The 15,148-nt window shown below is 68.6% G+C and carries 14 protein-coding genes and 1 pseudogene; all 15 read left to right on the top strand.

Annotation, left to right across the window (positions count from 1 at the left end; genetic code table 11):
• Positions 1-55: 55 nt before the first annotated feature.
• Positions 56-868: pseudogene (locus Q0907_RS09130) on the top strand (MinD/ParA family protein); the annotation flags it as partial.
• On the top strand, positions 865-1,617 hold the full coding sequence (locus Q0907_RS09125) for an RNA polymerase sigma factor FliA (protein WP_296281142.1): 753 nt from the start codon (positions 865-867) through the stop codon (positions 1,615-1,617). The pseudogene Q0907_RS09130 and the gene Q0907_RS09125, both read left to right, overlap by 4 nt.
• A gap of 124 nt (positions 1,618-1,741) precedes the next feature.
• The gene (locus Q0907_RS09120; RefSeq protein ID WP_296281172.1) at positions 1,742-2,122 is read left to right on the top strand and encodes a chemotaxis response regulator CheY; all 381 of its coding nucleotides are present in this window, start codon (positions 1,742-1,744) and stop codon (positions 2,120-2,122) included.
• Complete coding sequence (locus Q0907_RS09115) at positions 2,122-2,739, top strand: protein phosphatase CheZ (protein ID WP_299343720.1); 618 nt, start codon at positions 2,122-2,124, stop codon at positions 2,737-2,739. The genes Q0907_RS09120 and Q0907_RS09115 overlap by 1 nt, the downstream gene beginning before the upstream one ends.
• A gap of 37 nt (positions 2,740-2,776) precedes the next feature.
• Entirely contained in the window at positions 2,777-2,920 is a 144-nt protein-coding gene (locus Q0907_RS09110) for a hypothetical protein (protein WP_299343718.1), read from the top strand.
• A gap of 27 nt (positions 2,921-2,947) precedes the next feature.
• Positions 2,948-4,693 carry a chemotaxis protein CheA gene (locus Q0907_RS09105; protein ID WP_299343716.1) on the top strand — a complete coding sequence of 582 codons (1,746 nt, stop codon included), beginning with the start codon at positions 2,948-2,950 and terminating at the stop codon, positions 4,691-4,693.
• Between the two features lie 214 nt (positions 4,694-4,907).
• On the top strand, positions 4,908-5,648 hold the full coding sequence (locus Q0907_RS09100; protein WP_299343714.1) for a flagellar motor protein: 741 nt from the start codon (positions 4,908-4,910) through the stop codon (positions 5,646-5,648).
• 18 nt (positions 5,649-5,666) lie between these two features.
• The gene (motD, locus tag Q0907_RS09095) at positions 5,667-6,629 is read left to right on the top strand and encodes a flagellar motor protein MotD (protein ID WP_343125255.1); all 963 of its coding nucleotides are present in this window, start codon (positions 5,667-5,669) and stop codon (positions 6,627-6,629) included.
• Complete coding sequence (locus tag Q0907_RS09090; protein ID WP_296281151.1) at positions 6,629-7,411, top strand: ParA family protein; 783 nt, start codon at positions 6,629-6,631, stop codon at positions 7,409-7,411. Before motD ends, Q0907_RS09090 begins: the two co-directional genes overlap by 1 nt.
• Positions 7,408-8,385 carry a chemotaxis protein CheW gene (locus Q0907_RS09085; protein WP_299343710.1) on the top strand — a complete coding sequence of 326 codons (978 nt, stop codon included), beginning with the start codon at positions 7,408-7,410 and terminating at the stop codon, positions 8,383-8,385. The genes Q0907_RS09090 and Q0907_RS09085 overlap by 4 nt, the downstream gene beginning before the upstream one ends.
• A 185-nt stretch (positions 8,386-8,570) precedes the next feature.
• Complete coding sequence (locus tag Q0907_RS09080; RefSeq protein ID WP_296281155.1) at positions 8,571-8,882, top strand: STAS domain-containing protein; 312 nt, start codon at positions 8,571-8,573, stop codon at positions 8,880-8,882.
• Positions 8,879-9,244 carry a response regulator gene (locus tag Q0907_RS09075; protein ID WP_055944462.1) on the top strand — a complete coding sequence of 122 codons (366 nt, stop codon included), beginning with the start codon at positions 8,879-8,881 and terminating at the stop codon, positions 9,242-9,244. The genes Q0907_RS09080 and Q0907_RS09075 overlap by 4 nt, the downstream gene beginning before the upstream one ends.
• Positions 9,245-9,293: 49 nt before the next feature.
• Positions 9,294-11,288, top strand: coding sequence for a chemotaxis protein CheA (locus Q0907_RS09070; RefSeq protein WP_299343706.1), 1,995 nt, complete (start codon positions 9,294-9,296; stop codon positions 11,286-11,288).
• Positions 11,289-11,376: 88 nt separating this feature from the next.
• Complete coding sequence (locus tag Q0907_RS09065) at positions 11,377-12,576, top strand: porin (RefSeq protein WP_299343704.1); 1,200 nt, start codon at positions 11,377-11,379, stop codon at positions 12,574-12,576.
• Between the two features lie 214 nt (positions 12,577-12,790).
• Positions 12,791-15,010 (top strand): methyl-accepting chemotaxis protein, encoded by a 2,220-nt coding sequence (locus tag Q0907_RS09060; RefSeq protein ID WP_299343701.1) that lies wholly within the window; start codon positions 12,791-12,793, stop codon positions 15,008-15,010.
• Positions 15,011-15,148: the final 138 nt, after the last annotated feature.

The following is a 15,148-nucleotide window of genomic DNA, read 5'->3' as shown; positions in this document are numbered from 1 at the left end:
CCACCCGCTGCAGACCAATCCCCGCAGCACCCCGCCGTTGCCCGGCGCCTTCCATCCCGTGCGCGTCGTCGCCATCACCGGCGGCAAGGGCGGCGTGGGCAAGACCAACGTGTCGGTCAACCTGGCCGTGTCGCTCGCCGAAATGGGCAAGCGCACGCTGCTGATGGACGCCGACCTGGGCCTGGCCAACGTGGACGTGCTGCTCGGCCTGTCGCCGAAGTTCACCCTCGCCGATCTCGTCGCCGGCCGTTGCGGCCTGGAGGACGTGCTGCTGGAAGGGCCCGAAGGCGTGCTGGTGGTGCCCGCCTCGTCCGGTTTCCGCCACATGGCCGAACTGACGCCGGCCGAACACGTCGGCCTGGTCAACGTGTTCTCCGAACTGCAGCGCGCCCTCGACTTCATGGTGGTGGACACCGCCGCCGGCATCACCGACAGCGTGCTGACCTTCTGCCAGGCCGCGCAGGACACCGTGGTGGTGGTCTGCGACGAGCCGGCCTCGATCACCGACGCCTACGCGCTGATCAAGGTGCTGGCGCGCGAACGCGGCCTGGACCGCGTGCACGTCATCGCCAACATGGTCCGCGACCCCAATGAAGGCCGGAAGCTGTACGAGAAGCTGGCCCGCGTGTGCGAGCGCTTCCTCGGCGACGTCGCCCTGCACTACCTGGGCGCCGTGCCTCAGGACGACTGGCTGCGCCGTGCGGTGCAGCGCCAGCAGGCCGTCGTGAAGGCATACCCGGGCAGCCCCTCGGCGCGTGCCATCGCCGAGATCGCACGCACGACGGCGCGCTGGCAGCCGCCGGTCGGCGCCCGCGGCAACGTGGAGTTCTTCGTCGAACGCCTGATCCAGCGCGGGGTGGCCGCATGAACACCGCCGCCGCCCAGTACCGCGCCGTGCAGCGCGGCAACGCCAACGACTTCGTCACCCAGCACGCCGACCTGGTCCGCCGCATCGCGCACCACCTTGCGGCGCGACTGCCGGCCAGCGTGGAGATCGACGACCTGGTGCAGGCCGGCATGATCGGCCTGCTGGAAGCCTCGCGCAGCTACGACGCCGAACAGGGCGCGTCCTTCGAAACCTATGCCTCGATCCGCATCCGCGGTTCGATGATCGACGAGATCCGTCGCGGCGACTGGGTCCCGCGCTCGGTGCACCGTCGTGCCCGCCAGGCCGCGGCGACCGTGCGCGAGATCGAGCAGCGCACCGGCCGCGCCGCCATCGCCACGGAAGTCGCGTCCGCGATGGAGATGCCGTTGCCGGAGTACCTGCGCCTGATGGAAGACGCTGCGCGCGGCCAGGTTCTCAGCCTGGAATCGCACATCGACGACCACGGCGAACCCAACACCTCCCGCACCGGCGGTCCGTCGCCGCAGCAGAACCTGGAGCGCAGCGAGTTCCGCCAGCAACTGGTCAAGGCGATCGGCCACCTGCCCGAGCGCGAGCAGCTGGTGCTGTCGATGTATTACGAGCAGGAGCTCAACCTGAAGGAAATCGGCGCCGTACTCGGCGTGAGCGAATCCCGCGTCTGCCAGATCCACGGCCAGGCGATGGTGCGCCTGCGCGGCCGCCTGCAGGTGTTCGAGAAGGCGGACGCGGGGCTGGAAGACGACGAGTGACCTTGGCAATCGCGCGACCCCGCAGGAGCGGTGTCGCCTCCGCTAAACCTTTCCCGCCCCCGGCCGATATCCCCACCAGACCCACCGTCCACGCAATACCGGAGCATCCGTGACCAACAAGAACATGCGCATCCTGATCGTGGACGACTTCTCCACCATGCGCCGCATCATCAAGAACCTGCTCAACGACCTCGGCTACACCAATACCGCCGAGGCCGAGGACGGCAACAGCGCGCTGACCGCGCTGGGCCAGGGCAGTTTCGACTTCGTGGTCACCGACTGGAACATGCCCGGCATGACCGGCATCGAGCTGCTGAAAGCCATCCGCGCCGACGATCGCTACAAGACCCTGCCGGTGCTGATGGTGACGGCCGAAGCCAAGCGCGAGCAGATCATCGAAGCGGCGCAGAACGGTGTGAACGGCTACATCATCAAGCCGTTCACCGCGCAGACGCTGGAAGAGAAGCTCGGCAAGATTTTCGAACGTCTCGGAGCGGCCGCCTGATGAGCGCCGTCGCCGATGCCACCAGCGCCCGCGCGGCACTCGTGGAGAAACTGCAGACCGCACTCGACGCCCTCGAACAGGGCGACGAAGCCGGCTGGCGGCGCGAACTGGATGCCATCGCCGCCTGGCGCACGCAGCCCATGATGCAGGGCCTGGGCCGGCTTGCCCGCGAACTGGCGCAGACGCTGGGCGAACTGCCGCCGACCGACGCCGGCGATCTCGACGATGCCTGCGCGCGGCTGGACCACGTGGTCGAAATGACCGAACAGGCCAGCCACAAGACCCTGGACCTGGCCGAGCAGTGCCGGGGCTACGCCACCCAGCTGAAGACCACCCCGCTGTCCGCCGAGCAGGCCGCGCTGGTGGACAGCATCGGCAAGGGGCTGTCGGAGATGGCGCTGGCACAGAGCTACCAGGACCTGACGGGCCAGATCATCCGCCGGGTGGCAGGCATCGTGCGCCGCGTGCACGAAGGTTTCGGCGCCCTCGGCCTTCCGCCGCCGGAAAAAAACCGCGACAAGCCTTCAGAACTCGCCGGTCCGGCCGTTGCTGGTCTGGACCGCAATGCATTTTCGCAGGACGACGCCGACGACCTGCTGTCCGGCCTGGGGTTGTAGCCCCGGGGGACGCGCACTGCGGAACCGGAGACCTGCCATGCCCGTCGCGTCCGTCCCCCGCTACCGCCATCCCGTCGTCCTCGTGCTCGTGGGCCTGCTGCTGGTCTGCGACGTGCTGGTCGGTCGCATGCTCCGCCGGCGCCACGCGCATGCGATGCGCCTGCTCGACTCCTCCCGCTGATCGCCCGACCCGGTAACCGTCCCGCCCATGTCCGCCGTCACCCCCGAAATCGCCGCCGACTTCCTGATCGAAGCGCAGGAAATCCTCGACCGGCTCGGCGAACAGCTGGTCACGCTGGAGCAGGATCCCTCGGACAGCGAACAGCTCAACGCGGTCTTCCGCGGCTTCCACACGCTGAAGGGCGGCGCCGGCTTCCTCGGCATCCAGCCGATGGTCAACCTGTGCCATGCGGCCGAAGAGACGCTCGGCCTGGTACGCGCAGGACAGGCCACGCTGGAACCCCAGCATTTCGACGCCGCCCAGCAGTCGCTGGACTGGTTGCAGCAGATGCTGGACGCCATCGGCGCCAGCGAAGATCCGCCCCATGCACCGCAGGCGCTGATCGACCAGTTCGATGCCCACGGCGGCACGCCCGCGCCGGCACGGAAGGCAAGCGCGGTGCCCGCCGCCGCCGCGCCTGCAGGCGACCTGATCGGCGACGACGAGTTCGAAGCCCTGCTGGACCAGTTGCATGGCGGCGGTGCGCCCACGAGCGTGGTGCCGCCCTCGCCGGCGCCTGCTGCGCCCGCGCCCACCCCGGCGAGATCCGCCGCACCCAAGCCGGCCGCCAAGGCCGGGGGCGAAGCGGAACAGACCATCCGCGTGGACACCAAGCGGCTGGACGCCATCGTCAACCTGGTCGGCGAGCTGGTGCTGTCGCGCAACCGCCTGAAGACGCTCCGCGCACGCATCCGCGACGAGGAACTGGACCGCGCCGTGAGCAGCCTGGACATCGCCACGGCCCGCCTGCAGACCGCCGTCATGCGCACGCGCATGCAGCCGGTCGGCAAGGTGTTCTCGCGCTTCCCCAAGGTGGCGCGCGACGTCGCCCGCCAGCTGCAGAAGGAAGTCGACCTGGAACTGGTCGGCGCCGACACCGAGCTCGACCGCAACCTGGTGGAGGCCCTGGCCGATCCGCTCGTGCACCTGGTGCGCAACGCCATCGACCATGGCATCGAAGTGCCGTCGCTGCGCGAGGCCTGCAGCAAGCCGCGCGCCGGCCATGTGCGCTTGTCGGCGCAGCAGGAAGGCGACTTCGTCACCATCGAGATCCGCGACGACGGTGCCGGCATCGATCCGGAACGCCTGCGCGCGAAGGCGCTGGAGAAGGGCCTGATCGATCCCGAGGCCGCCGCCCGCCTCAGCCACGACGAGTGCCTGCAGTTGATCTTCCTGCCCGGCTTCTCCACCAAGGCCGAGGTCACCGACATCTCCGGCCGCGGCGTCGGCATGGACGTCGTGCAGTCGCGCATCCGCGAACTCAGCGGCCAGATCACCATCCATTCCGATGTCGGGCGCGGCAGCCGCTTCGTCATCCGCGTGCCCCTGACCCTGGCGATCCTGCCCACCTTGCTCGTGCAGGCCGGCGAGCCGGTCTACGCCCTGCCCCTGGCGCGCGTGATGGAGGTGCTGCATGCGCCGTCCGAAAGCCTGCGCTGGTTCGACGGACAGGCCGTGCTCGACCGCCAGAGCCACACCTTGCCGCTGGTCGATCTGCGACAGTGGTTGCGCGTGGACCCGGTGATGGCTCCATTGCTCACCATCGTGGTGCTGCAGATGGGCGAACAACGCTTCGGCCTGATCGTCGACCAGGTCCGCGGTCGCGAGGAAGTCGTCATCAAGCCCCTGCCGCGCGCCGTGCGCGGCCTGCCCGGCTATGCCGGCGCCACCCTGATCGGCGACGGCCGCATGGCGCTGATCCTCGACGTCGATGGTCTGCGCGCGACGGCGTGAGGCAGTGGGCGGGTGTAGGGGCCGGGCTGTTGTGGGAGCGACGTAAGTCGCGAGCTTTGCTCTCGAACATCGAGACCCTCCCCCCATCCGTTTCGCGGCCATCGCGACTCACGTCGCTCCCACAACGGGATCGATGTGATCGCGGTCGCGACTCACGTCGCTCCTACAAGAAGCTCACCTCAAGTCCCCTTCGCTCGGGCCGATAGATCAGCACATGGACATCTTCAGCCTCATCGGACTCCTGCTGGCGCTGGTCGCCCTGGTGGGCGGCAGCATCCTCAAGGGCGCGGGCCTGTCGTCGCTGTGGTCGTCGGCGGCGTTCGTCATCGTCATCCTGGGCACGATCGCCGCGATCCTGGTGCATACGCCTCCCCCGGTGTTCAAGCGCGCGCTGTCGATCGCGCGCTGGGTGATCCGGCCGCCGGGCAACGATGGCGATGCGCTGGTCGCGCAGATCGTCGAGTGGAGCAACATCGCGCGCAAGCAGGGGCTTCTGGGCCTGGAGCCGGTGGTCGGCCAGCAGGACGATCCCTTCCTGAAGAAGGGCCTGCAGATGCTGGTCGACGGTGTCGAGCCCGAGGCCATCCGCCACATGATGGAGATCGACCTCAACGGCCAGGAGCACCAGGACCTCGCCGCCGCCAAGGTATTCGAAGCGATGGGTATCTACGCGCCCACACTGGGCATCATCGGCGCCGTGTTCGGCCTGATCGCGGTGATGAAGAACCTGGCCGACCCCAGCAAGCTCGGCCACGGCATCGCCGCTGCGTTCACCGCCACCATCTATGGCATCGCCTCGGCCAACCTGTTCTTCCTGCCCATCGCCAGCAAGCTGAAAAGCGTCATCGGCGGGCGCAGCCGCGAACAGGAAATGATCATCGAAGGCCTGATCGCCATCGCGCAGGGCGAGAACCCGCGCAACATCGAGGCCAAGCTGGCCGGCTTCCTGCACTGAGCGCGCGGGACGATACCGATGGCACGCGGCAAGAAGCATGAAGAGCACGCCAACCACGAGGCCTGGGCGATCCCGTATGCCGACCTGATGACGCTGCTGCTGGCCTTCTTCGTGGTGATGTACGCCATCTCGACCGTCAATGAAGGCAAGTACCGGGTGGTGGCCGACTCGCTGACTGCCGCCTTCGGCGGCGCGCCGCGCACGATCAATCCCGTGCAGGTGGGCAACCACCAGCTGCAGGGCGCGGACTTCGACCGCCCGTCCCCCATCAAGTCCGGCGCCAAGAAAGGTCCCTCGGCCCCCTCGCCTTCGCCGAACGTCACCCTGCTGGCGGCGATGGCCTCGCAGATGAACATGTCGCTCGACGCGAATGCGCTGCAGGCGGCGCAGGGCGAACTGAAACGCATCGCCGACGACCTGGAACGCGCACTGGCCCCGCTGATCGACGAGAAGCTGGTCACCATCAAGCGGTCGGCGCTGTGGCTGGAGGTACAGATCAACAGCGACATCCTGTTCGCGACCGGTTCGGCGGCCCTGGACCCGCAGGCCCAGGAAACGGTCGGCAAGCTGGCCGAGGTGCTGGGCAACGTGCCCAATTCGGTACGCGTGGAGGGCTACACCGACGACCGCCCGATCCGCACCTCGCAGTTCCCCTCCAACTGGGAACTGTCGTCGGCACGCGCGGCCAGCGTCGTCCACCTGTTCGTCCGCGACGGAATTCCGCCGGAACGGCTGGCGATGATCGGCTATGGCGAATTCCGCCCTATCGGCGACAACGCCACGCTGGAGGGCCGCAACAGCAACCGCCGCGTGCTGCTGATCATCCTGGCCAGTCCCAGCGGACCGGCACCGAACTTGCAGGCACAGGACCAGGCCGTCGCGCCGCCGTCGGTGATCTCGCTGCCGCCGGTGCCGACCCACGCCGCGACGTCCATGCCCGGAGCGCCGCCGGCGCCCCAGGTCCATGAAGGAGTCCAGTGATGCGCGTGTGGGCAATCGCCAACCAGAAAGGCGGCGTCGGCAAGACCACCACCACCCTCGCCCTCGGGCGCGGCCTGGCCATGCGCGGCCATCGCGTGCTGCTGGTCGACCTGGACCCGCATGCGTCGCTGACGCGCGCCTTCGGCGTCGCAACCGACCCTCAGCCGAACGGGGTGCTGGACCTGTTCGACGAACAACCGCCGACGCTCGCGAGCGTGGCGCGCCCGACCGAAATCGAGAATCTCGCCTTCGTCGCCGCGCAGACGCCGCTGGCCACGCTGGAGCGCCGCAGCGCCACCCAGCCCGGCCTGGGCCTTGCGCTGTCCAATGCGCTGGCGCGCGGCGGGCACGCATGGGACCACGTGCTGTTCGACTGTCCCCCGACGCTCGGCCTGCTGATGGTCAACGCGCTGGCCGCGGCCGACCACGTCATCATCCCGACGCAGACCGAACCGCTGGCGCTGCACGGCCTGAAGGGCATGTGCCGGACCGCGGAGATGATCCAGCGCTCGCGCCATCGCCCGCTGCCGGTGTCGATCCTGCCCACGCTGCACGACAAGCGCACGCGCACCGGGGCCGAGACGCTCAAGGCGATGCAGGACGAATACGGCGAACGCGTCTGGAACGACGCCATCCCCAACGACACCCGCATCTGCAGTGTCGATGCGCTGACGCGTTCCAGCCCGGTCGCACAATATCCCGGCCGCGGGCTGTCGGCGTACCGCCGCGCGCTCGACTGGCTGCTGCTCACCGAAGCGCGCGATACGGAGCAGGCGGCATGACGACCCCCGCCGTCCTCGACGACTACCTCCTGGACCTGCTGGGCGACGCCGCCACGCCGGTACCCGCACAGGCGGCCCTCGCGGACGCCAGCGACCCCGCAGCGCCCGCCGCCGACCCGATCCATGCCACAGCACCTGCCGCGGTCCCGGCCTCGGCGGGCGCGCTCGCCGTGGCGCCGACGCGTCCGGGCAGCGAGGCGGACCTGATCAGCGATGACGAATTCGAAGCACTGCTCGACCAGTTGCATGGCGACAGCGTGCCGACGGCCGTCGTCCCCGCCCCCACCGCAGCGGAGTCCGCCATGCCCGCGCTCGCCGTCGCACCGACGCGTCCCGGCCACGCCGCCGACATGATCGATGACGACGAGTTCGAGGCCCTGCTCGACACCCTGCACGGTGACGGTGCACCGACGTCGCGCATCGTCGCGCCGTCACCGCCGGCAGCCCTGCCGCCGGCGACGACCCCCGCCCCGCCGCGCGCAGTCGCGCCGTTGCCGGCGAAGCCCTTCCTGCTGTCCCAGCCCGACACCGGAGAGCGGCGTCGCGCCACCGAACGCAAGACCCGCTGGCTGCGGCTGCGCTGCGACCAGCAGCATTACGCCCTCGAGCTGCTGAAGGTGCAGGAGGTGGTGCGTCCGGCCACCCTGTTGCCGCTACGGGGCGCCGCGCCGCACATGCTCGGCGTGATGAACCTGCGTGGCCAGGTGGTGCCCGTGATCGACCTGGGGCTCTACCTGGGCCGGCGCAGCATCGAGGTCGATGCGGTCACCCGCATCGTGGTGCTCGAGGAGCACGGCGAAACGCTGGGGCTGCGCGTGACCGCGGTCGAGGATGTCGCGAACCTCGCCGACCAGCAGATCGAATCGCCCGACAACGCCCGCGTGGGCCGCATGGCGAACCCGCTGTTCCGCGGCGTGGCACGCCTCAACGCGTGCGCGGTCATCCTGCTGGATGCCTCGCGGATCCTGCAGTGAAAGGCGGAGTTGGTGGAGAGGCGTGAGCAAGCGGCGGGCCTCCTTTCGCGCACCCCTCGCGCATCTCCACGCACGCCTCGCCGTTACGCCTGGCTTTCCAGAAATCCATCACACATTCACTCGCGCCCCTCAAGACCCGCCATGCCGCGCCGATACATCACCAGAGCCGCCTTTCCGGAGACACGATGAGCGCTGTGCCCCTGGGTGACGACCTCGGTATCGAGGCCGCCACCGACCTCAAGCAGCACCTGGCCCCGCATGTCGCGCAGCCGGGAACGTTGGCGCTCGACGCCGGCGCCGTGCAGCGCGTGCATACCGCCAGCCTGCAGGTGCTCTGCAGCTTCGTGCGGCAGCGCGAGCAGGCCGGGCTGGCCACCGACTTCAGTGCGGTCAGCCAGAATTTCCGCGATGCCGCGCGCCTGCTCGGCCTCTCCCCGCAGTTCGGCCTGGCCGACGACAACGAACACAACACGCAACAAGTGGAGAACGCCGCATGAGCGCACGCATTCTGGTAGTGGACGATTCGGCCTCGATGCGACAGATGGTCGCCTTCGCCCTGAGCTCGGCGGGCTTCTCGGTCGATGAGGCTGAAGACGGCCAGGTGGCGCTGGGACGCGCGCAGGGACAGAAGTTCAATGCCGTCGTCACCGACGTCAACATGCCCAACATGGATGGCATCTCGCTGATCCGCGCGCTGCGCGGCCTGCCGGACTACAAGTTCACGCCGATGCTGATGCTGACCACCGAATCGGCCGCCGACAAGAAGGCCGAAGGCAAGGCCGCCGGCGCCACCGGCTGGCTGGTCAAACCGTTCAACCCGGAACAGCTGGTCGCCACCGTCCAGAAAGTCCTGGGCTGATCCCTCCCTTCCTCCGCTTCCCTTCCGACCGCACCAGGGCACCGTCGCCATGAACATGGACATGCAGCGTTTCCACGCCACGTTCTTCGAGGAAAGCCGCGAAGGGCTGGAAGCCATGGAAGCGGGCCTGCTGTCGCTGGAACAGGGCAGCCGCGACGGCGACCTGATCAACTCCATCTTCCGCGCCGCGCATTCCATCAAGGGCGGCTCGGCGACCTTCGGCTTCGACGCCATCGCCGGCATGACCCACGTGCTGGAAACGCTGCTGGACGAACTGCGCGCCGGACAGCGCGCCGTCAGCCCGCCTGCGGTCGACGCGATGCTCGCCTCCGTCGACGTGCTGCGCGCGCTGCTGGCCGAGGCCGAACACGGCACGCCGGCCGATCCCGCCGCCGTGCAGGCCATGAAGGATCGCCTCAACGCGGTGCTGTCCGGCCAGGACGCGCCCGTCCCGGCCGCGGCGCCGGCCGCCGCCGCGGCGAAGGACGCCGAACCGGATGGCTGGAAGATCGGCTTCACGCCGGCGCCGTCGCTGTTCATGAGCGGCAACGATCCGCTGCGCATCCTGCGCGAACTGGAACACCTGGGCCCGCTGGAAATCGCGTGCCGCATGGAGCGCCTGCCCGGCTTCGAGCAGATCGATCCGCTGGAAGCCTATCTCGCCTGGGACCTTGGCCTGATCGGCAAGGTGCCGCGCAGCGCGGTGGACGACGTATTCGCGTGGGTCGTCGACGACTGCGAACTCGACATCCAGCCCCTGCAGCGCACCGCCGTGCCGGTCGAGGCCGCTGCCGTGGCCGCGCAGCCGGTCGCCGCCGTCGTCGCCAGCGGCGCGCAGCCGCCGGCCACCGCCACGCCGGCCGCCAACGACGCGGCCGAAACCTCCATCCGCGTCAGCGTCGACAAGATCGACGGCCTGATCAACCTGGTGGGCGAACTCGTCATCACCCAGGCCATGCTGAAGCAGGTCTCCGGCCTGCTCGACCAGGCCCAGTGCGAACGCCTGTTCGCCGGCCTCGACCTGCTGGAGCGCAACACCCGCGACCTGCAGGAGGCCGTCATCGGCGTGCGCATGCTGCCGGTGGACGCCGTGTTCCGCCGCTTCCCGCGCCTGGTCCGCGACCTGTCCGCGCGCCTCGGCAAGCAGGTGCGCCTGCGCACCATCGGCGAAGGCACCGAACTGGACAAGGGCCTGATCGAACGCATCGCCGATCCGCTCGTGCACCTGGTCCGCAACTCGATCGACCATGGCCTTGAAATGCCCGACGTGCGCACGCAGGCCGGCAAGGACGAGACCGGCACCATCACGCTGGCGGCCTCACACCAGGGCGGCCACATCGTCATCGAAGTCAGCGACGATGGCCGCGGCCTCAATCGCGACCGCATCCTGGCCAAGGCCGCGGAGCGCGGCCTGGCGGTGCCGGAAAACCCGACCGATTCGCAGGTCTGGGACCTCATCTTCCAGCCCGGCTTCTCCACTGCCGAGGCCGTCACCGATCTGTCGGGACGCGGCGTCGGGATGGACGTGGTCCGCCGCAACATCCAGGCGCTCGGCGGCGAGGTGCAGCTGGAAAGCGCGGCCGGCCAAGGCACCCGCGTGGTGATCCGCCTGCCGCTGACGCTGGCCATCCTCGACGGCATGGCGGTGTCGGTGGGCGACGAAACCCTGATCCTGCCGCTGACCTACGTGCTGGAAGCGCTGCAGCCGCAGAGCGAGGACATCCGCACCGTCGGCGGCGACGGCCGCGTGCTGCGCGTCCGCGGCGAATACCTGCCGATCGTCGCGCTGAACGCGTACTACCGCTACGGCGACGACCGCAACGCCGACCCGCTGGTCGTCGTGGTGGAGGCCGACGGCCAGAAGCTCGCACTGGAAGTCGACGAGCTGATCGGCCAGCAGCAGGTCGTGGTGAAGAACCTCGAAAACAACTATCGCCGCATCGAAGGCATTTCCGGCGCCACCATCCTCGGCGATGGCCGCGTAGCCCTCATCGTCGACGTCGGTGGCCTGGTCCGAGCGCGCCGGATGCAGCAGGCCGCCTGATTCTCCTCTTCCCGCGTTGCGCGGGTGTCCGCACCGTCCCACCCGGACGGTGCTCGCCGACGCACGCCCTTACTCTGACGGTATACGCATGAAGTACCTGCTTTCCACCCTCGCCCTTTCGCTGCTGGCCGTCCATGCCGGCGCCCGCGCCGACGACGGCAAGACCACGGCCACCGCCACCGCATGGCCGCCGAAGATCACGTTCGCCAACGGCACCGAACTCAGCCTCGGCGGCAACCTGCAGTACGACCTCAACCGCTTCTCCGGTGACGGTTACAACGGCGCCGCACTCGAGGACGACGATGCCTGGCGTCGCCAGGAACTCGGCCTGACCCTGCGCAGGAAGGGCGTGTACGACCTGGGCGTCACCTACGACTTCCACGCAAAGAGCTGGAACGACGTCGCCCTGCGCGTGGAAACAAAGGCGCTGTTCGGCCACGACGTGGGCAAGCTGCGCATCGGCCAGATGAAAGTGCCGCTCGGTTTCGAAGGCAACACCGCCACCCGTTCGGTGAGTTTCCTGGAAGCCGCCCTGCCGACCCAGGCGTTCTACGAGAACCGTCGCAGCGGCATCGACTGGGCGTTCGAGCGCGAGCGTTACCTCGTCAACGCCGGTTACTTCTTCGAATCCGACCTGCTGGGCAACAACAAGGGCGACACCACGGCCGTCCGCATGGCCTGGACACCGCGCAAGGCGGCCGGCGACGTGCTCCACCTGGGCATCGCGGGGTCGCAGGAGCGTCCCGACAGCGAGGTCAACGGCCTCGGCATCACCGTGCATCCCAGCGTCCGCTGGCGCGCGCGTCCGGAAGCCGCGCTCACGTCCGTGCGCCTCGTGGACTCGGGCACGCTCACGCGCGTGGACCGCATCGACCGCGCAGGCCTGGAGGCTCTGTGGATCCATGGGCCGTGGTCGGTACAGGGCGAATACCTGCGGCAGAAGACGACCCGCGACCTCGGCCTGCCCGCCTACTCGGCCGACGGCGGCTACGTGTTCGCCAGTTGGATGGTGACCGGCGAATCGCGCGGCTACAGCGGCGGCAACGTCGCCAACCCCAAACCGAAAGCCGCCCATGGCGCGGTGGAACTGCTGGCGCGCTACAGCCGCATCGACCTGGACAGCGATGGCATCGCCGGTGGCCGCCAGCACGACTGGACGCTGGGCGCCAACTGGTACCTGACGCCGTACTTCAAGTTCCAGGCCAACTACGTGAAGAGCGATGCGACGCGTGGCGCGTTCGCCGCCGACCCGTCCGTGTTCGAGCTGCGCGCACAGATGCACTTCTGACCTTGCATTCGACAGCGCCCGCGCCGCCCGTCACGGTCTGCGCGGGCACGACGCCGACATGCAGGTAAGCACGCTTACCTTTCAGCCGAACGGTCATCAAGAACCGTCGGACCCCGCCGTTACTCAGGAACAGATATCGCACCAAGGGCATGGACCGCTCTGCTTCCCTCTGATGCACCGGCCCCACCCACTGAACTCCATCGAGACTTCCTTCATGTTCAAGCACCTCAAGATCGGCAAGCGCCTGGCCATCGGCTTCGCCGTGCTCGTCCTGCTCATCGTCGCCACCGGGGCTTTCTCCGCGCAGCGGATGGGCGTGGCCCAGGACGTCGTGCTCGACATCACCAAGAAGGAAGTCCCGGCCATCCGCGATCTGGGGCGCATGGCCACGATGCTGGCCGAGTACCGCGTCAGCGAGCGTGGCCTCGTGGCCGGCTACGAGGACCCGGAAAAGGTCGCCGAATACACGGATGAACTGATCGCGGGCGGCAAGGCCTTCGACGAGCTTTCCAAGGCGTATGGCAGCAGCCTGTCCGACCCGCAGGACAAGGCGCTGCACCAGGAGATGATGGCCAAGGCCGCGCTGTACTTCGAGAACAGCCGCCGCCTGATCGAGTCCGTCAAGGTCGGCGATCTGACCCCTGCCAGTGGTGCCGGCGATTTGCGCCAGGCCACCGCCGATGCTGTCGGGCGGATGCTGGACGCAAAAATGAAGGTGCTGGACAGCGCGGTGGCCGCACAGGAGGCCGGCTACACAACGAACATCAAGGCGATCGGGCTGCTGGTGGTGGTGGCGATGCTGTTGGCCATCGCCGCTGCGGTCCTCATCACCCGTTCGATCGTGCGACCGATGGCCGACGTCATGAGCGTCGCCGACGCCGTGGCGCGCGGCCAGCTCGATCGCCAGATCACGGTCGACGACCGCAGCGAGCTCGGCGACCTGCTCGGTTCCATGCAGCGCATGCAGACGCAGGTGAAATCGGTCATCGCCGCACAGAGCGAAATGGCGGCGCGCCATGACGAAGGACGGATCAGCTACCGGATGGACGACAGCACGTTCCCCGGCGACTACGGCCGCATGGTGCGCGACACCAACGCACTGGTCGGTTCGCACATCGCCGTCAAGCTGCGCCTGGTGGAAGTGATGCAGCGCTACGCCGTTGGCGACCTGTCGATCGACATGGATCGCCTGCCCGGCGAGAAGGCCCAGCTCACCGAAGCCATGGACGCCACCAAGGCCAACCTGTCGGCCATCAATGCCGAGATCAAGCGCCTGGCGGCGGCGGCTGCTTCCGGCGACTTCAGCCAGCGCGGCGACGTGGCGCAGTACCAGTACGACTTCCGCGACATGATCGGCGGACTGAACCAGCTGATGGAAACCACCGACGGCAACCTGGCGGAAGTGTCCGCTCTGCTCCGGTCCATCGCACGCGGCGACCTGAGCGCGCGCATGGAAGGCGACTTCCACGGTGTGTTCGCCACCATGCGCGATGACGCGAACGCCACCGTGACGCAACTGACCGAAATCGTCGGCGGCATCCAGATGGCGGCCATGAGCATCAATACCGCCGCCGGTGAAATCGCCGCCGGCAACAACGACCTCTCGCGCCGTACCGAACAGCAGGCCGCCAACCTGGAAGAAGCCGCCGCCTCCATGGAGGAACTGACCTCCACCGTGCGCCAGAACGCCGAGTCGGCCCGCCAGGCCAACCAGCTGGCCATCGGTGCCGCCTCGGTCGCCTCGCAGGGTGGCGAGGTCGTGGGCAAGGTCGTCACCACCATGACCGACATCGAGCAGTCCTCCAAGAAGATCGCCGAGATCATCTCGGTCATCGACGGCATCGCCTTCCAGACCAACATCCTGGCCTTGAACGCGGCCGTGGAAGCGGCCCGCGCCGGCGAACAGGGCCGCGGCTTCGCCGTGGTCGCCTCGGAAGTGCGCACCCTGGCCCAGCGCTCGGCCAATGCGGCCAAGGAGATCAAGGGCCTGATCGAGAACTCGGTGGAGAAGGTCTCCGACGGCTCGGCGCTGGTGAACCAGGCCGGTGCGACGATGGCCGACATCGTGGCCAGCGTGCAGCGCGTGACCGACATCATGGCCGAGATCTCGGCGGCCTCGCAGGAGCAGTCGGCCGGCATCGAGCAGGTCAACCAGACCATCACCCAGATGGATGAAGCCACCCAGCAGAACGCCGCACTGGTGGAGGAAGCCACGGCCGCCGCGCGTTCGATGGAGGAGCAGGCGCAGGGACTGACCGAATCGGTGGCGGTGTTCAAGCTGCAGGCCACGGTCGATACGCCGGTGCGCAAGGCGATCAGCCCCGCTCCCAAGCCGGTCGCCGCCGCCAGGCCCGTCGCGAAGGCCTCGGCCCGCAAGCCCGCGGCGCGCAAGCCCGAACCCGCGCTCGCCGACGGCGACTGGCAGGAGTTCTGAGCCCTGCGTCTCGCGTGATCCATGTTGCGTCTCGCGCGGCCCGGCATTCCCGGGCCGCGCGCGTTTCCGGGGTCGTGGCCGGCGCAAGGTATCCGTATTTACCGTTCGTCGGGAAAATCCCGACAAGGCGCTCAATCT

The sequence above is a fragment of the uncultured Pseudoxanthomonas sp. genome, assembly GCF_947498795.1.
Lineage (GTDB): Bacteria > Pseudomonadota > Gammaproteobacteria > Xanthomonadales > Xanthomonadaceae > Pseudoxanthomonas_A.
Note: the sequence above shows the minus strand (reverse complement) of the source record. Positions and strands in the feature narration are given on the sequence as shown.